Here is a 17453-nt window from a genome sequence, read left to right on the forward strand (position 1 = left end):
GGTAGCACATAAAAAGCCCCGCATTGCGCGGGGCTTCCCCTTCCCGATGACGCTCGTGTACGTCACCTTCACCGACATCTTCCTGATAACAGGGGCTTCCTCAACTCATTCTGAGTATAGGACAGTTTTGGTATTTGTCAGCCTGAAATTGCCCGATCCAGCACATGAATCCAGTGTTTGACCGGTACAGGGCTGGTTTCCTGCAAATGGGTCTGGCAGCCGATATTGGCGGTGACGATGTATTCCGGTTGTTGTGCCAGAAGATTGTCCAGTTTGTTGCCGCGCAACTGCTGAGCCAGCTCGGGTTGCAGCAGGGAATAGGTTCCTGCCGACCCACAGCACAAGTGTTCATCTGTTACCGGAACCAGCACAAAACCGCAATCTTGCAGGATGTTTTCCACCACGCCCCGGATTTTCATGCCGTGTTGCAGGGAGCAAGGTGGATGCCAAGCAATGCGAGAACCCTTGGCAGGTGCCAGTTTCTGGTAGTTTTCCTTGCTGATGATTTCGGCGATGTCTTTTGCCAGATAAGAAATGCGCTCGGCCTTGATGAAATAGTCCGGTTCGTCACGCAAGTGGTATTTGTAATCCTTGACCATCGCGCCACAGCCACTGGCAGTAATGACTACCGCCTCGACCCCGTTAGAAGTCAAGTGGGGCCACCAGGCATCAATGTTGCGCTTGATGTGAGCAAGGGCATCTTCCGGTGCTCCTAGGTGCTGGCTGACAGCCCCGCAACAACCCGCACCTTCGGCCTTGATCAGGCTGATACCCAGTTGGTCGAGCACACGGGCAGTCGCTGCATTGATGTCAGGTGAAAGGCTGGGTTGCACACAGCCATCCAGTACCAGCATTTTGCGGGCATGGCGCGGGGCAGGCCATTGACCGGCTGGGCGGGCAGGTGTCACTTTGCTGGCGAGTTTGTCGGGCAGCAAGGGTTTGAAGGCTCGTCCCAACGATAGGCCAACACTGAATAGCCCTGGTTTTGGCAAGTATTTGCGCAAGCGCTTGCGCAGGGTTTTGTCCTTGCCAGTGCGCCCAATCTGTTCTTCTGCCAGATGTCGCCCGATGTCGAGCAGTTTGCTGTATTCCACCCCGGAAGGGCAGGTTGTTTCACAGCTACGGCACAACAAACAACGGTCAAGGTGTTGCAGGGTTTGTGTGCCGACCTGCTGGCCTTCCAGTAGTTGCTTGATCAGGTAAATGCGTCCGCGTGGGCCGTCATTTTCATCCCCCAGCAACTGGTAGGTTGGGCAAGTGGCGTTGCAGAAACCGCAGTGTACGCACTTGCGCAGGATTTCTTCTGCAACTTTGCCTGCCGATGTCTGCCGGATGTCTTCCAGTAAGCGGGTCTGCATGTCACCAGTCCTTGTTCATTCTGCCGGGGTTGAAAATGCCGTGGGGATCCATCGCCTGTTTCAGGCGCTTTTGCATGTTCAGCAAGGCCAGCGGTTGCGGATGGAAGGTGCTCACACCGGGCAAGCGTCCCCGATACAGGGTGGCATGACCTTTGTATTTCTCGGCAATGCTGCGGATCAGGTTGACCGGAATATTGCTGTAAATCCAGCGTTGCGTACCAGACCATTCCACCAGTGAACTGCCTTCCAGACGGCTGACCATACCGGTTGCCGGAGGGAAGGAAAGCCGCCACAAGGGGCGGTCGTACTGCTGGAAAAATTCGTGGGTCTGGTTGCGTAGGGCTTGCCAGAATTCATTCTGCTGTTGCAGGACTTCTCCCCCGATGGTACTGGATGCGGCTTTGACAGTGGATTTTGCCCCCCCCAAGCGCAGGTAGAGGCAGCCATCAAAATAAGCAGAGGCAGTTATTGGCATGGCATCCTTGCGCAGGCGTGAACCCAGTTCCAGCGCGTCTGCTTCCGGCATTTCCAGTGCCAGACTCAGCTCATGGGAGGGTTTGGGCATGACCTTGAGGGAAATTTCCAGCATCAGGCCGAGAGTGCCCAGTGAGCCAGCCATCAGGCGGGAAACGTCGTAACCTGCCACATTTTTCATGACCTGACCACCGAAGCTGGCAATCTTACCTTGGCCTGTCACCAGTTTTACACCGAGTACATGGTCACGCACCGTGCCTTGCCAAGGGCGGGCAGGGCCTGCCAGACCTGCGCCAACGGCTCCGCCAATGGTGGCGTTTGGGGCTAGGCAGGGAGGCTCAAATGCCAGCATTTGCCCGTGGGCTGCCAGCAGGTTTTCCAGTTCCTGGATACGGGTTCCGGCACGCACGCTGACAACCAGCTCGGATGGCTCATAGGCCACGATACCGGTGTGTGCGGTGGTATTCAGTTCCTGCCCTTGGGTTTCATTGCCATAAAAAGCCTTGGTTCCACCCCCGACAATATGCAGGGGCTGCTTGCTGTCGATGGCTGTGACGACCTGTTCGTGCAATGTGTGGGTTATGTCGTTGTCCGCAATCATGTTCCGGGTCGTTTATCTGGTTAAAATCGGGGTAATTCGGGGTGGGAAAGTTGCCCGCGATGCACGTGCATGGCTCCCAGTTCGGCGCAGCGGTGCAGGGTGGGTACAGCCTTGCCCGGATTCAGCAGTTCAGCCGGATCAAACGCCCGCTTGATGGCATGGAACATTTCCAGTGCAGGCTCGGTAAATTGCACGCACATGGAGTCGATCTTTTCGTGCCCGACCCCGTGTTCGCCGGTAATGGAACCGCCCACCTTGACGCACAGCGCCAGAATATCTGCACCGAACTGTTCGGCTTTTTCCAGCTCACCAGGGCGGTTGGCATCATACAGGATCAGCGGGTGCAGGTTGCCATCTCCGGCGTGAAAAACGTTGGCAACCCGCAAGCCATATTGCTCAGAGAAATCGTTGATTTTTTGCAGGACATGCGCCAGATGCTTGCGCGGGATGGTGCCATCCATGCAGTAATAGTCAGGGGAAATGCGCCCGACTGCGGGAAAGGCCGATTTGCGCCCTGCCCACAGTTTGGCGCGTTCGCTGGCGGTGGTGGCAGTATGGATGTTGCTGGCTCCGTAGCGTTGCAGGATGGCACTGACACTGGCAGCCTGTTCTGCCACTTCGGTTTCGGTGCCGTCCAGTTCGCACAGCAGGATGGCGGCAGCATCAACCGGATAGCCCGCTTTGGCGAAGGCTTCAGCAGCACGGATAGCAGGATTGTCCATCATTTCCAGTCCGGCGGGAATGATGCCGCTGCTGATGATGGCGGCTACTGCTTCCCCGGCAGCCACTACTTCCGGGAAATCAGCCATCAGCACCTGCACGGTTTGCGGCTTGACGGTCAGTTTGACGGTCACTTCCACCACGATGCCCAGCATTCCTTCGGAACCGGTCAGCAGTGCCAGCAGGTCATAGCCGGGGTTATCCAGTGTTTCCGTGCCGATTGTCACCAGTTCGCCGTCAATGGTGACGAGCCTGATTTGCTGGATATTGTGGACGGTTAGGCCGTACTTCAGGCAATGCACCCCGCCGGAGTTTTCCGCCACATTGCCGCCGATGGAACAGGCAATCTGCGAAGAAGGGTCAGGCGCGTAAAACAAGCCGTGTTTGTCCACTGCCTGACTGATGGCGAGGTTGCGTACCCCCGGCTGTACCCGTGCGATCAGGTTGTCAGTATCGACTTCGAGAATCTTGTTGAGGCGCGACAGGCCGAGGATGATACCATTTTCTTCCGGTAATGCACCGCCGGACAAGCCTGTGCCTGCACCGCGAGCCACCACCGGAATGTTCATGCGGGCGCAGGTTTGCACCACCTGCTGAACCTGTTCGGTCGTGACAGGCAGCACAACAGCCAGCGGTACACGCCGATAGGCCGTCAGGCCATCGCATTCATACGGGCGCAAGTCTTCCTCCGCCGTCAGTATGCATTCTGCGGGCAAGATTTCATTGAACTGGAAAAGTAACCGTGCTTTCAAATCCGGGTCAAACTGCATGGTGTTCCTTGACTTGTCATGAGCGTGGGGTAGTGTATCCGCTTTTTAGGCAGGCGTGAATTCTAGTTGAATTACAGGGGATTGGCATGTACCAGATTGCAGGAATATTGGTCGGCGGTGCTTTGGGGGCATTACTGCGCTTCTGGGTAGCAAACGGGGTCTATGGAGTGCTGGGCAGGCAGTTTCCCTACGGTACGCTGACGGTAAATGTCATTGGCTCCTTTTTGATTGGCTACCTGACGTTTTTTTTCATGGAACGGGACATGCTGACCTCCGTCTGGTCGCGCACGCTAATTGTGGGAGTGCTGGGGGCATTCACGACATTTTCCACCTTTTCGCTGGATACCTTTGACCTGCTCATGCAGGGAAGTCTGTGGCGGGCTGGTTTGAATATCCTGCTGAATGTCGGACTTTGTTTGCTGGCGGTATGGCTGGGTGTGCTTACAGGACGCCTGATCTGAGTTAAGATTGCGCCTTTGACAGCAATCGCAGAACTGGAATACCTATCATGCTAGACCCGAAACGGCTCAGGACGGAACTCGAAGAAGTCGCTGCACAACTTGCCCGGCGTGGCTTTGCGCTGGATGTGGAGAAAATCCGCGCACTGGAAGAACGCCGCAAAAACCTGCAAGTGGCAACCCAAACCCTGCAAAACGAGCGCAATACCCGCTCCAAATCCATCGGTCATGCCAAGGCACGGGGGGAAGACATCCAGCCCTTGCTGGCAGAGGTTGCCTCGCTGGGGGATAGCCTGAAAGCTGCCGAGCAGGAACTTGCCGGTTTGCAGGCTGAAGTGGATGCGATTGCGCTGGGTATTCCCAACTTGCTGGATGCCTCTGTGCCGGATGGGGCTGATGAAAACAGCAATGTGGAAATCCGCCGCTGGGGTGAGCCGACAGCCTTCGACTTTACGCCCAAAGACCACGTGGATTTGGGGATACCCAATGGCTGGATGGATTTTGATGCCGGAGCCAAGCTGACCGGTTCCCGTTTCGTGGTGTTGCGCGGGGCGATGGCAAGGCTGCACCGGGCGCTGATCCAGTTCATGCTGGATACCCATACCAGCGAGCATGGCTACAACGAGGTGTATACCCCGTACATGGTCAATGCTGATAGTTTGCGTGGAACCGGGCAATTGCCCAAGTTTGAGGCTGACCTGTTCAAGCTCAACAACGAGCAGGGTTACTACCTGATTCCAACCGCAGAAGTGCCTGTCACCAATCTGGCACGCGACACCATTTTGGATGCGGCTGAGCTGCCGGTAAAATACGCTTGCCACACACCGTGTTTCCGTTCTGAAGCGGGCTCTTATGGCAAGGATACGCGCGGTCTGATCCGTCAGCACCAGTTTGAGAAAGTCGAAATGGTACAACTGGTTCGCCCGGAAGATTCCTGGGCAGCGCTGGAAAGCCTGACCGGGAATGCAGAATCCATTCTGCAAAAACTGGGCTTGCCCTACCGGGTGATTGTGTTGTGTGCGGGTGATACCGGCTTTTCTTCTGCCAAAACCTATGACATTGAAGTCTGGTTGCCGGGGCAGCAAAAATACCGCGAAATTTCATCCTGTTCCAATTTCCAGGATTTTCAGGCACGCCGCATGATGGCACGTTACCGTAATCCTGAGACTGGCAAGCCGGAACTGCTGCATACCCTGAATGGTTCAGGGCTGGCAGTAGGTCGCACGCTGGTGGCAGTGCTGGAAAACTATCAGGAAGCGGATGGTAGAATCAGGATACCAGATGTTTTACGTGGGTATATGGGAAACAGCGAATATCTGATTTGAAAATAGCCGACCATACAAAACGAAAATCATAGAAAAACTTGATTGATGACTGTTATAATAATCTGAGCTGTTCCATAAGCAGTTATTGATAAAATATCAGATATGGATTAATAAATATCCAAGGAGATCTCCAAAATGAATACGGTTAAAAAATTGGCACTTTCGGTCATGATCGGTATGTCACTGGCGGGTGGTTTGGTCGCAACGCCTGCTTACGCTGAGTTGGCAGGGGCTGCACTGCAAGCTGCAACTCAGTCAGTGAATGCGGCGGCGCAGGCAGCAGCACAGGCAGCGGCTGCCTCTGGTGCAACAGGCGCGGCGGCGGCATCACAAATCGCGACTGCTGCTGCCCAAGCGGCTGCGTCTGCCGGGTTGGCTGGTGCACAAGCAGCTTCCCTCGTTGCGACCGCCACGGCTAGTGCTGCTACCGCTGCGGGTATCGCAGGTGTGACAGGTGCTGTGGCAGCAACAGCCGCTGCTACTGCTACGGGTGTGGCAGCAGGTACTGCAATTACGGTTGGCGCTGGTGCGGCGGCGGGTGCTGCTGGTGCGACAGCAGCAACTTTTACGGTAGCGACTGCGGCAACAGTAGTTGGTGGCGTTGCTGTTGCTGCAACAGTTGTTGATGCAGCTAACGATGACAGTAATGCCAGCCCATGATGGCAATGATGTCAGCCCAAGCACCTGATCATTATTGCTGAGTTCTGTATGTAAAAAAGCGGCTTTATGCCGCTTTTTTATTTATTATTATTATGCTATATAAATTAATAAAATTAAAATAATAGGTCTTGCTCTTCTAAAATACTAATGGTTATTTTTAGAAAACAAATAACTGTCAATAGAATTATTTTAGGAGATAATTATGAAAACTTTTAATAGAGTGGCGCTTTCTGTTTTACTCGGTGTATCGCTGATGGGTGGGGTTATTGATCTTGCCGTAGCTGCACCTGTATCTGCCGCTGAACTTGAAAATGCCATGCAATCCATTCGGGCTGCCGCTGACAAAGAGGCAGCCATCGTAAAAGCTCAGGGTTTACAAGGTGCTGAAGCCGCTGCCAGAATTGCAGCGGCTGCCAAAGATGCTGCCTTGACGGCAGGCTTGGAAGGAACTCAACTGGTATCTGCGGTGGGTACTGCAACATTTCAGGCAGCCGCCGCTGCCGGGATTGCAGGTGTAACTACACAGGTTGCCGCGATTGCCGCGGCTAGTGCCACGGGTGTTACGGCTGGAACAGCTATTAACATTGCGACAGGAACAGGTGCGGCTGCTGGTAGTAGTGTGGCTCCGGCTGCCGTTGCGGGCTTTTCAGTTACCACCGCAGCAGTTGTGGCAGGTGGTGTGCTGGTCGCTGCTGCTACGGTTAGTGGTGGGGATGGTGGGGATGATACACCAGCCAGCCCAGCCACCAATTGATGATGTAATTGCAGATTGAAAACAAAAAAAGCGGCTTTTGCCGCTTTTTTTTGCTGTTTTAAAACTAAAACCACTTTTCCTTGAAAACAATCCGCTCGTCCGTTAAACGATATTGGCTTATTAAATCGCTACTAAATTTAATAACTGTAAAATGTGAAGTTATTTATTTTTACAGGAAAAATTTTATGGCTAATAAGATAATTTTTTTATCCGCAGGTGTCGTTTCTCTGGTATGTCTGGCTTCTTGCTCCTCACTGCTAAACAGAACACCTGATCAAAACCCTCCCCGCTTGGTCTCCAGTGAAAATCTGAAGCAATACGGGTGGGATGGTCAAAAACGAACTTACGTAGTGTGGGATCGCCCTAGAGCTTTCGGTGGTGTACCGGATAATTTGCGTATGACGGGTGATCAGTTATGTCAGACAGGAGGGTTTGAAAGAGCGGTAGGTTACCATCCCAACGCGCTTTCGCAGGCTGGTCAGGCTATTACAGGCGGGGGGTATCTTTGTTCTGGCTATCGCCTGAAAGAAAGTACCCAGTGAGTTAAACAGGCGGGAAAACACTACCCGGATACGGGTAGTGTTTTCTTTCTGTACAGATGTTTTTCCCCTTCTGCTTTGCGGAAGAATATTCCGCACATCAGGGCAAAAACGATCATGTTGGCGGGTGTATGCAAGTTAAAGTCTGTGAATGAATGCAGTAATATCAGGAATATGCTGATACCGGCGGCGATCTGAAGAAAATGCAGCCTGTCCCATTTTTTCCCCCATAGCTTTACCCAGCCGTAAATATAAAGCAGGAGAAAAGAGACAATAATGAAAGCCCCGGCAGCACCCATATCAAACAGCAATTCAAGGTAATCGTTGTGGGCGTTATTGATAAAATGCATCTGTTCAACTGGCTGGAATGCCCGGTAAACATCAGGGAAAGTGCCAGGGCCGCTGCCTAAAGGGAAGAAGGACTTGATGCCCTCGATGGTGTGCTGTGCAATTCGCCAGCGTTCATCTTCTAACGGATCTTGACCGACAAAACGGTTTAACACGGGAATGAGGCCAATACTACTGGCAGTACCGATGGCAATGGTGGCAAAGATGGTGGTAATGCCAACCGATTGCCGCCCGCCTATATGCCGTGCAAAGGCGATGCTGGACAGTAACACACCGACAAGTACCAAAAAAACACCGGCACGCGAGCGGGTAAAGATACCGGCGAGCAGGATTAGTAGCATCAGGCTGCCAAAGATCAGGGTTTCATGCAGTTTGACCCAGCTTGCATCATGTTGATGCAATTCCTTTCTTCCCAGTGTATACAGTGTTAGGGCTATCGTTAATGGCAAAGCCATTTCCATCAAGGCAGCAAAATGATCGCGGTTCAGATAAGTGCCTTGGGCGCTTTTTCCATTTGGGGGGATGCCAAAATAAAAAGCGGGGTTTTCGCTAGCATACTGGATGAGTCCTAACGCAGCTTCAAAGGCAGCCAGACAAAGAAAAACGGTAATCAGGTTTTTGAAGCGTGCCTGGGAGCTGCTGGTTGTAAACAGGAAAATGGCGAGTGGAGCCAATAATGACAACAGTGCAAACATGCTCTCGGTTGGTATCAGACTGAAATACAGTCTAGGTTCAACTTGTTGCTGCTGTAGCCAGCTAATAACAGGGTGATAAAAGTCCCGCCCAGGCAAAGTGTTCCACATTGATTCTGGAATGGGTAGCAAATAAAGGCTTGTTAGGGCGAGCGAGGTAATCAGGAAAAGCTGGATGGGTTTGTAAACACGTGCAAAGACTGGCAATGCCAGTAAGGAAAGGCCAAGCAGGGCAAGACCCGTGGATTCCAGCAGCATTTTGGTGTATGCACCTTTGCCGCTATAGAGTAACGGGGCGATGATGATCAAAAAACACGCCAGTAAAAAAGCCAGTTGTTCGCTGGTGTTAGTGATTTTTTTCATCGGTTACTTGGGTAATGCTGACATTATCAAACCAAATATGCCCTTCAAAGACCTGATCGTGCCGGTAGCGGCTATCTGCTTCAAGCCGCAGCAATTGCACTGCGCAACCATCCTGTGGAACATTGAACGGGCTGGAAAGTGTGCTCCAGTTTTTTTGTCCGGTAAACGCTTCTGTTTCGGTCAACAGGGTTTCCTCGTTTTCCACGCAATGGATGCGCCAGCGCAAGCCTTTGTTTGATCTGAAACTGTCCAGGCGGTACTGCATGGATAACTGGTATTGACCGGGAGCCAGCATCAGTTTTTGCGCAACATGCTGGAAGTTGACAGGTTGCCCCTTTCTGAAATGGATATGCAAGGCTTGTTGGCCTTTGATTCCGTAGGTTATATCAGGTTTGATGCTGATTTCTTTGGTTTCGGACAGTTGCCAGTCAAAGCCGGTATTGAATGATTTTCCTTCAAAACCCGCATCATAAACCAACCCAACCTGTTTTTGTTGGGTTTCACTTAAGCCTTGTAGCCAGGCTTGACGAGCCTCGTTCCAGAGTTTGTCTTTTAATAAACGGGCGATATAGGTACGTTTTTCTTCATCAGTCAATGGTGCAGGGGATTGCTGGCGTTGTCGGTAAACCTGATATAAAAATTCGGTTTGAGCTTCGCGGGATAGAAAGCTGAAAAACTGTTCCCACCATACAGGAGGATGTTTGATGTAAGGACTCAGCAAGTCATGGTATTCAGGTTTTGCGGTGATTTGATAAAGACTGGGAAATAACTGCTGACGTAGTTTGGGGTTGCGTATTAGCAGGATATTCCATTCAGGAATGGTCTTCTCCATGCGCCCCTGTTTTGCCCAGTAATCAGCTAGTCTGGAATGTGTATAAGTATGGGCAGGCCATAAGTTACCAGCAATATCAGCTATGTCAGTGATATTGACTGAAGTTGCGATACTGGAATTACTGTTATATAGCGATAACAAATGCGAAGCTGCCCGCCCACTCGTGGGGTTTTCCGCAAGTGCCCGCAGGGCAGTTTTTTCGGCAATTGCAGGTTCGCCAGATTCGTTGGCACGTTCGGCCAAGGTCACCCATGTGTCGGCTTTCATCTGGAAAGCACTATTGAGAGGTTGATACCCCTCAAAGGCTTCTTGTTCGAGCAGTTCTGCCGTGCGTCTCCCCATGCCATGCGTATAGATCTGCCAAGCAAATAAACACAGCAGAATCAAGACAACACTGCGGTATAGCCAGCTAAACATGCTCAAGCGGTAGTTTCGTTGGGCAATTGTTTATTGGAACCATAAGAATAATAGTAGTTGTAGTCATAATCATAATTATGACCAGAGCCACCTTTGACCTTGGTGAATATAGCTCCTATAACGTTGGCCTGTGCCTGGCGCAGACGTTTAAGGGAGTCAGTCAGCGCCCGTTTTTTCGATTGGGCATAAGCAGCGACCAGAATGGTAGCGCTTGTCCGGTTGGAAAGGATCAGGGCATCTGCCAGCCCCATCGTAGGCGGTGAGTCGAATATGACAATATCAAACTCAACAGGAACCAGTGCAAACAGACTTTCCAGACGCTCACTGGAAAGCAGTTCCACAGGGTTGGGTGAGAGTGGGCCTGCCGTGACGACACTGACACCGGGAATGGATGTATCCTGAATTATGTCTACGGACTCCGCCTGATGCGTCAGATAATTGCTTAACCCTTGTGAGTTATCCAGCTTGAAGCGTTGATGGACGGTTGGTTTACGCAAATCGGCATCGACCAGCAAAACACGTTTGCCTGCTTGCGCAAGCGCAGTGGCAAGGTTGATACAGGTACTGGATTTCGCTTCTGATGGCATGGAGCTGGTGATGGTCAATGAGCGTGGAATACCTTCACGGGTGGCAAATAGCAGGTTGGTGCGCAGTGAGCGGAATGCCTCCGCCATTGCCGAGGTGGGTTGGCGGGCTGTTGCCATGGATTGCTCGATAACATCCTTGCCCTTGAGTGCTGGGGTAATGCCCAAAACAGGCAAACCCAGTAGGCGTTCAAGATCCGCAGAGTTTTTCACTCGGTCATCCAGAAACTCCAGCAAAAACGCGATAACTGTCCCGAGGAACAAGCCAAGAACCAGCCCAAGTGCCAGATTCAAACGGGTATTGGGCTTGTGCTTCTGGTAGGGAACAATCGCCGGGTCAACAATCGAGATGTTGTTGGTGCCGATACCACCGGCAACGCCAACTTCCTTGATACGCTGCAAGAGACCTTCGTACAGGTTACGGTTGGTCTCAACTTCACGTTGCAAGGTGTTGTAGCCGATGCTTTTGTCCCGCAGATTCAGTAATTCATCTTTTTGCTTGGTCAATTCAGTGCGGAGCTGGTCTTCTTTTTGTTTGGAGGCAGCGTAGGTTGCCTGCAACTCCGAACTAATGGTACTGGTGATCCTGCTGGTTTCTTGGGTAATCTGCGCCCGGATTTCTTCAATCTGATTTTGCAGTTGAGCCATCAGGGGATATTCAGGTTTGTAGATTTGCAGTTTTTCCTGATAGTCACCCTGCAATTTTGCCAGGTTCTTTTTCAGCTCCTGAATGGTCGAATTTTCCAGAACCTTGGATGCACCTGCGGCTTGTGCCTGTTTGTATTTGCTTTCTGCTTCAATGCGCTCTTTTTCAGCTTCGGTGAGGGCTGCGTTCAGTTCACCCATTTTTTGCGAGGTGAGACTTCCCTGTTTTTCGTCATCCATGCGAATGATCGACTCTTTTTTGGCGAACTCAATCAGTTTTCCTTCGGACTCTTCCAGCTTGCTTTTGGCATTTGCCAGCTCTTCCTGCAAGAACTTTTCGGCATAGGATGCGGAGTCTTTCCTTCGGTTGAGGTTCATCTCAATGAAGTTGTTAGCTAGCGAGTTGGTAATGGTGGCTGCCAATTGGGGATTTTCACTGTCGTAGCTGACGGTAACAATCCGGGAGTTTTTGACAGGGGAAACTGTCAGGTTATTCAGGAATTTGGCTTCCAAAGGGTATTGACCCAGTTGAATTTTTTGACTGGTTTGCTCTGTTGGTGTTTCCCCGATGAAAAGTTTTTTGATCTCACCCAAGGTATCCGCAAAGAAAGGTTTTGCCAATTCTTCTCCTTTCAATGTGGATTCCAGCGACAAGGCATCAATGGTTTTTCGCGCCAGCGTCCGGCTTTTTAACAGCTCGTATTGGGTCTGGTAAAAATCCTTGTCATTGGCGGGGCGGGCATCCGTTGCTTCGACATCATAATCCAGAACCTTGGTACTCTCGGTATTGATTTGCAGGGTCACACTGGCGCGGTAGATAGGGGTTTGCATCAGGGTAACAATCAACGTACCGATGAAAACCAACAGCGCAATAAGCAGAATGGTTCCTTTACGGCGTTTGAGCACACTCCACAATTCCCGCAAGTCTATTTCATCATCGTCTTTTTCATCATTCTGTAAGTGATAATTGTGTGGGGAAAGTGGAACAAGACTTCCCTGTTGCTGATGAACAGGGAAAGTACGAGGAGCCTGATTATGATTATCGCTAGAGTGTGTCATGAAGCTGGTCTTGCTTGTTACTTTAGTTGGCAATGTTGCTTAGCACGCTAAACGGGCTTAGTAGGGCTGCCGTTTCACGTAGCCAAAAACGGCTATCAGAGCGGTGGACAACAATCCGGTCATCGTTACGAATGAATGGGTCGCGGGTTTTGCCGTCGCGGATGGCATTAAGATTGATTTGATATGCCTTAGTTTGCTGTCCGTTATTGCGGAATAAAACAACCTTGTCAGCAGCAGCCAGATTGTTCAGGCCTTCCGACATGGCGATAGACTGTAACAGGGTTGCCTGACCTGAAATCGGGTATATGCCCGGTTTTTTGACTTCACCTTCCACTGTTACACGCTGGGCCGTATTTTCTTTGATGAATACGGATACTTGGGGGTTTTGCAACATGTTTTTCCGCATCAGGCTGGCGAGCTGTTGTTCCAGTCCTGATTGTGTTTGTCCTGCTGCTTTGATATTGCCCAGCAGCGGCAGGGTGATATTACCTTGGGGATCAACCCGGACTTCACGTGAAAGTTCCTCAGCCTGAAAGACCTTGATGTCGAGCAGGTCGGAAGGGCCGATACGGTAGTCTGTCGCCCCAGCCATGTAATCGAGTTCGCGGTTATCAGCAAATATGGCAGTAGAACCAGTGTCACCTACGCTAGCGGAATCAGCAGGGGTACTGCTACAGCCACTTATGATCATTTGAAAAATTAATAGACCAATAAATAAAAATTTGTTAGTTTTCATGATGTTTGCGTAGCTTTGTTGAATATCCGCTAATACTAGCACGGATAAAATGAAATGATTATCCAAACAGACGATTGAACCAGTTTTTTTTATTTACCGTCGGATTTTTATGAAAATGGCTAGCTGCCAGCTCATGTCCGGCTGACAATGCTAAGGCTGGAGGCAGGCTGACCGTATCAGGTGAGGCATTATCCAGAATGGCTTTTGGGCGTTCCTGTACCATGCGCATGACTTCAGTTTCATCACCCAGCAACTGGATAGCTGCCTGAATGCCTGCTGACAGGATAGGTGGTCGGCGATCTGTACCATGTGCATCTGAAGCAATGATATGCACATAACCATCCAGCAACAGGCGCTCGGAAAACTGTCTGGCAGTCCGCCCAAAATGACCTGTGATGGCACCAGCGGTGATTTGCAGCCAGGCTCCCATGCGTGCCGCCAGCAGAAATTCTTCGTACTTGTCCCCTAGCCAGCGCAAGCGTTCAGGGTGTGTAATGACAGGCACATAATCTGCATTCAGAAAGTTTTCAATCTGGTCAATAAATCCACTAACAGGCACATGATGGGAGGGTTCCAGCAGAAAATAGCGTGACTGGTTGAGGGTAGGGATCATGCCATCTTTCAGGCCGCGCATGACTTCAGGCACCATGTGTACATCAGCACCCATGACCAAGGTCAGTGGTATACCCTGTTGATTCAGCTCTATTTGCAGCGAGTCAATGGCACTGGCAATACCGGGTTGGTTGTTGTTGTAAAGGCCGGGATAGATATGCGGCGTGCAAGCAAGATGAGTCGTGCCATCAGCAACCGCCATGCGTGCCATTGCCAGTGATGTTTCCAGATTCTGGGAACCGTCACAAAGGCCGGGAAGGATATGACTATGTAAATCTATCATGGTTGTTAGTATAGCTTATTTTGTGCTTAAGAAAAAATGCATCTATGATCAGGCGGCAAAAGCACGTTTCTGGTAGCCATCCACCAGATCAGCCATCAACTGGTTGATGGTAATGCTGTTACGCTTTTGGCAGGCAAGCTCCAGTTCGCGCAGGAATTGTTCCATTTCATGCCAAGGGATGCTGTGTTCCTGTGCCTTGTGGATACGTGGGTGTGGGGTCTGTGCGGTATCACCGGCAATCAACAATTCCTCATACAATTTTTCACCGGGACGCAATCCTGTAAAAGCGATGCGAATGTCACCGCCTGGATTTTTTTCATCCTGCACAGTAAAACCACTCAGCTTGATCATGCGTTCTGCTAGCTCCACGATTTTGACAGGTTTGCCCATATCCAGCAGGAAAACTTCACCGCCTTGTGCCATAGCGCCTGCCTGAATAACCAGTTGAGCCGCTTCGGGGATCGTCATGAAATAGCGGATGATGTCAGGATGGGTAACAGTGATTGGCCCTCCCGCCCTGATCTGTTTGCGGAACAGGGGAACTACCGATCCTGATGAACCCAGCACATTACCAAAACGCACCATGCTGAATACGGTGTTGCCCGGCAATTGCGCCAAGCCTTGCAAAACCAGCTCAGCCAGACGTTTGGTTGCACCCATGACATTGGTGGGGCGTACAGCTTTGTCGGTGGAAATCAGTACAAAACGTTCCACCCCACAAGCCTTGGCTGCCAACGCAGTTTGCATGGTGCCAAACGTATTGTTGCGGATGCCCTCAATCGGGTTGTGTTCCACCAGAGGCACATGTTTGTAAGCGGCGGCGTGGTAAAGCGTCTGGATGCGGTGCTTGCGCAAGGTTTCCTCAATCCGCTGCCGATCTTGCACAGAACCCAGCACAGGGATCAGGGAGACAGACAGTTTTTCATGCACAAGCAGTTGCAGCAGTTCCTGTTCAATCTGGTACAGGGCGAATTCCGAGGCTTCAAACAGAATCAGTGCACGGGGTTGCAGGCGGATGATCTGGCGGCACATTTCTGAACCGATGGATCCACCAGCACCGGTCACAATGACTTGTTTGCCAGTGATACAACGTTGCATCAGGTTGGTATCCGGGGTTACGGAAGGTCTTCCCAGCAATTCGTCAATTTCGATTTCGCGCAGTTCGGTGATTTCATTCTGACCTGAAACAAGATCTGCCATGCCCGGAATGGTGCGTACATGCACTTTGAATGGTTCCAGATACTGGATGATTTCCTGACGGCGCTCCAGTGGGGCGGAAGGCATTGCCAGCAGAACCTGCTGCACGTCATGCGCGGTAATCAGTTCCGGCAAGGCTTGGGGAGGGTATACCTTGATACCGTGGATAATGGATTTCTGCAAGGCAGGGTTATCATCCAAGTAGGCAACAATGGCGTATTCAGGCATGTTTTCCAGGGCAACAGCCAGTTGTGTGCCCGATTGCCCAGCCCCGTAAATTACCAACCCGGTACGGCTACCACGGCGGCGGCTGGCGTAGTAATAACGACGCACCAGATAGCGGCTACCACCGACCAGCAAAAAAGAGACACCCCAGTAGATGGGGAAAACGGAGCGGGGGATACCTTGCCATTCCAGTGCGAGACTGCCCAGCAGGAGCATGATGGTGGAAAAAGTGACTCCCTGCATGACTGCAATCAGTGCTTGCCCACCAATAAAGCGGATGATGGCGCGGTATAACCCAAGCGTGACGAAAACGGGGATTGTCACCAAGGGAGCCAGTAGCATCATCCAGATGCCATCTTGCATACGGGGCAGCCATTCACCTAGACGCAGGGCGAAACTCAGCCAGACTGCGGTTGAGAGCAGGAACAGGTCAGTACCCAGCATCAGGGTACGCTTTTGCCAGCGGGGGAGTTTGAACAGCATGGTGATTACCGTGTGATTGGGTGTGGCTATTATTGCGTTGCCAAAGTTGTAACTTCAGCTAGTACGGTACAGGTCTGATTAATTTCAATATCTGTCAAGGTGGGGTGAACGAGAAACATAAGACTAGTTTCACCCAGTTCTTTAGCGATGGGCAGGCGTTCGGCAGGTCGCCAGCCGGTGTTGTCGAAGGCTTTTTCCAAGTAGACCTCGGAACAGGAACCGGAAAAGCAGGGTATACCGCGCTGGTTGATTTCCGCCATGATGCGGTCGCGGTTCCAGCCAGGTTTTAACCGTTCGGGTTCTACGAAAACATAGCATTTGTAGGAGGCGTGACCGATGTGATCAGGAATGACTGGAACACGTAAACCGGGGAGTTGGCGGGCTGTTTCCCAGATGGAGGTGGCGTTCCGACGACGTTGGGCTGTCCAGTCAGACATCCGCTTTAACTGGATGCGCCCAATGACGGCTTGTATTTCGATCATGCGCCAGTTGGTGCCGAAACTGTTGTGTAGCCAGCGGAAACCATCAGGGTGCTGTTGTTCGTAGACGGCTTCCCAGCTTTTACCGTGGTCTTTGTAGCTCCACATGCTTGACCAGAGTGCCCGGTCGTTGGTCGTGACCATGCCGCCTTCGCCGCCGGTGGTCATGATTTTGTCTTGGCAGAATGACCATGCGCCGATGTGCCCGATACTACCGACCATGCGCCCTTGGTAGGTTGCACCATGGGCTTGGGCGCAGTCTTCGATGACGTAGAGTTGGTGTTGGCTGGCGAGTTGCATGATCGCATCCATGTCACAGGGCCAGCCTGCGAGGTGGACGCAGATAATGGCGCGGGTGAGTGGGGTGATCAGGGGGGCGATGGTGGCAGCAGTGATGTTTTGGCTGTCACGGTCAATGTCGGCAAAGACTGGGGTAGCGCCTGCGGTGACGATGCAGGAGACGGAGGCGAGGAAGGTACGAGAGGTGACGATGACTTCATCGCCTTGCCCGATGTTTAAGGCTTTGAGGGCAAGGTCGAGGGCAACAGTGCCGTTAGTGACGGCAACCGCATATTCTGTGCCACACCATGCGGCGAATTCTTTTTCAAATTCGCGGCATTCGTTGCCTGTCCAGTAGTTGACGCGGTTTGAGAGGAGGATACGGGCGATGGCATCGACTTCTTCAGGGGTGAAGGAAGGCCAGGAAGTAAATGGTCTATTGATCATAATTATTAAGTTTTGATCTGGCCCAGCAATCCCGGACACCTCAAGAAGCAAGGGCTTTAGCCTCAAAGTCCACGGGGCTGAGATAGCCGAGTGTACTGTGCAGGCGGTTGCGG

Annotated in this window: 14 protein-coding genes; 4 read left to right on the top strand and 10 right to left on the bottom strand. The window is 51.6% G+C overall.

Translation table 11 applies throughout. From position 1 onward, the window contains the following. Positions 1-137 precede the first annotated feature (137 nt). The 3 genes from glcF to B2U47_RS13645 are packed head-to-tail and all read right to left on the bottom strand — an operon-like array spanning position 138 to position 3923. Complete coding sequence (glcF, locus tag B2U47_RS13635; protein ID WP_296678120.1) at positions 138-1358, bottom strand: glycolate oxidase subunit GlcF; 1221 nt, start codon at positions 1356-1358, stop codon at positions 138-140. 1 nt (position 1359) lies between these two features. Beyond that, positions 1360-2433 (bottom strand): glycolate oxidase subunit GlcE, encoded by a 1074-nt coding sequence (gene glcE, locus B2U47_RS13640; RefSeq protein ID WP_296678122.1) that lies wholly within the window; start codon positions 2431-2433, stop codon positions 1360-1362. Positions 2434-2453: 20 nt separating this feature from the next. Further along, positions 2454-3923, bottom strand: a complete 1470-nt coding sequence (locus B2U47_RS13645) for an FAD-linked oxidase C-terminal domain-containing protein (RefSeq protein WP_296678125.1) — start codon at positions 3921-3923, stop codon at positions 2454-2456. A gap of 86 nt (positions 3924-4009) precedes the next feature. Between B2U47_RS13645 and crcB the strand changes: the two genes are divergently transcribed. The 4 genes from crcB to B2U47_RS13665 all read left to right on the top strand — a co-directional run bounded on the left by crcB (position 4010) and on the right by B2U47_RS13665 (position 7120). Next, complete coding sequence (crcB, locus tag B2U47_RS13650; RefSeq protein ID WP_296678127.1) at positions 4010-4384, top strand: fluoride efflux transporter CrcB; 375 nt, start codon at positions 4010-4012, stop codon at positions 4382-4384. Between the two features lie 47 nt (positions 4385-4431). Next, positions 4432-5706, top strand: a complete 1275-nt coding sequence (serS, locus tag B2U47_RS13655) for a serine--tRNA ligase (RefSeq protein WP_296678130.1) — start codon at positions 4432-4434, stop codon at positions 5704-5706. Positions 5707-5841: 135 nt separating this feature from the next. Further along, entirely contained in the window at positions 5842-6366 is a 525-nt protein-coding gene (locus B2U47_RS13660; protein WP_296678133.1) for a hypothetical protein, read from the top strand. Between the two features lie 202 nt (positions 6367-6568). Then, positions 6569-7120, top strand: coding sequence for a hypothetical protein (locus B2U47_RS13665; protein ID WP_296678136.1), 552 nt, complete (start codon positions 6569-6571; stop codon positions 7118-7120). Between the two features lie 562 nt (positions 7121-7682). Here B2U47_RS13665 and B2U47_RS13670 read toward each other — a convergent pair. The 7 genes from B2U47_RS13670 to B2U47_RS13700 all read right to left on the bottom strand — a co-directional run bounded on the left by B2U47_RS13670 (position 7683) and on the right by B2U47_RS13700 (position 17340). Further along, positions 7683-8957 carry an O-antigen ligase family protein gene (locus B2U47_RS13670; protein ID WP_296678138.1) on the bottom strand — a complete coding sequence of 425 codons (1275 nt, stop codon included), beginning with the start codon at positions 8955-8957 and terminating at the stop codon, positions 7683-7685. A gap of 88 nt (positions 8958-9045) precedes the next feature. Continuing rightward, the gene (locus B2U47_RS13675) at positions 9046-10317 is read right to left on the bottom strand and encodes a hypothetical protein (protein ID WP_296678141.1); all 1272 of its coding nucleotides are present in this window, start codon (positions 10315-10317) and stop codon (positions 9046-9048) included. Continuing rightward, the gene (locus tag B2U47_RS13680; protein WP_296678144.1) at positions 10314-12599 is read right to left on the bottom strand and encodes a GumC family protein; all 2286 of its coding nucleotides are present in this window, start codon (positions 12597-12599) and stop codon (positions 10314-10316) included. Before B2U47_RS13680 ends, B2U47_RS13675 begins: the two co-directional genes overlap by 4 nt. A gap of 22 nt (positions 12600-12621) precedes the next feature. Next, positions 12622-13401 (bottom strand): polysaccharide biosynthesis/export family protein, encoded by a 780-nt coding sequence (locus B2U47_RS13685; RefSeq protein WP_296678146.1) that lies wholly within the window; start codon positions 13399-13401, stop codon positions 12622-12624. After that, positions 13394-14230, bottom strand: coding sequence for a tyrosine-protein phosphatase (locus B2U47_RS13690; RefSeq protein WP_296678149.1), 837 nt, complete (start codon positions 14228-14230; stop codon positions 13394-13396). The genes B2U47_RS13685 and B2U47_RS13690 overlap by 8 nt, the downstream gene beginning before the upstream one ends. A 48-nt stretch (positions 14231-14278) precedes the next feature. Continuing rightward, positions 14279-16135, bottom strand: coding sequence for a polysaccharide biosynthesis protein (locus B2U47_RS13695; RefSeq protein ID WP_296678152.1), 1857 nt, complete (start codon positions 16133-16135; stop codon positions 14279-14281). A gap of 29 nt (positions 16136-16164) precedes the next feature. Then, entirely contained in the window at positions 16165-17340 is a 1176-nt protein-coding gene (locus B2U47_RS13700; RefSeq protein WP_296678154.1) for a DegT/DnrJ/EryC1/StrS family aminotransferase, read from the bottom strand. Positions 17341-17453: the final 113 nt, after the last annotated feature.

This window comes from Thiothrix sp. UBA5583, from assembly GCA_002425225.1.
Taxonomy (GTDB): Bacteria; Pseudomonadota; Gammaproteobacteria; order Thiotrichales; family Thiotrichaceae; genus Thiothrix; species Thiothrix moscowensis.

What these genes read in the sequence shown, in the direction of transcription:
- B2U47_RS13680 (WP_296678144.1), bottom strand. Translation starts at nt 12,599, where the DNA reads ATGACACACTCTAGCGATAATCATAATCAGGCTCCTCGTACTTTCCCT.
- serS (WP_296678130.1), top strand. Translation starts at nt 4,432, where the DNA reads ATGCTAGACCCGAAACGGCTCAGGACGGAACTCGAAGAAGTCGCTGCA.
- B2U47_RS13665 (WP_296678136.1), top strand. Translation starts at nt 6,569, where the DNA reads ATGAAAACTTTTAATAGAGTGGCGCTTTCTGTTTTACTCGGTGTATCG.
- B2U47_RS13645 (WP_296678125.1), bottom strand. Translation starts at nt 3,923, where the DNA reads ATGCAGTTTGACCCGGATTTGAAAGCACGGTTACTTTTCCAGTTCAAT.
- glcF (WP_296678120.1), bottom strand. Translation starts at nt 1,358, where the DNA reads ATGCAGACCCGCTTACTGGAAGACATCCGGCAGACATCGGCAGGCAAA.
- B2U47_RS13690 (WP_296678149.1), bottom strand. Translation starts at nt 14,230, where the DNA reads ATGATAGATTTACATAGTCATATCCTTCCCGGCCTTTGTGACGGTTCC.
- B2U47_RS13660 (WP_296678133.1), top strand. Translation starts at nt 5,842, where the DNA reads ATGAATACGGTTAAAAAATTGGCACTTTCGGTCATGATCGGTATGTCA.
- B2U47_RS13700 (WP_296678154.1), bottom strand. Translation starts at nt 17,340, where the DNA reads ATGATCAATAGACCATTTACTTCCTGGCCTTCCTTCACCCCTGAAGAA.
- glcE (WP_296678122.1), bottom strand. Translation starts at nt 2,433, where the DNA reads ATGATTGCGGACAACGACATAACCCACACATTGCACGAACAGGTCGTC.
- B2U47_RS13670 (WP_296678138.1), bottom strand. Translation starts at nt 8,957, where the DNA reads ATGCTGCTGGAATCCACGGGTCTTGCCCTGCTTGGCCTTTCCTTACTG.
- B2U47_RS13695 (WP_296678152.1), bottom strand. Translation starts at nt 16,135, where the DNA reads ATGCTGTTCAAACTCCCCCGCTGGCAAAAGCGTACCCTGATGCTGGGT.
- crcB (WP_296678127.1), top strand. Translation starts at nt 4,010, where the DNA reads ATGTACCAGATTGCAGGAATATTGGTCGGCGGTGCTTTGGGGGCATTA.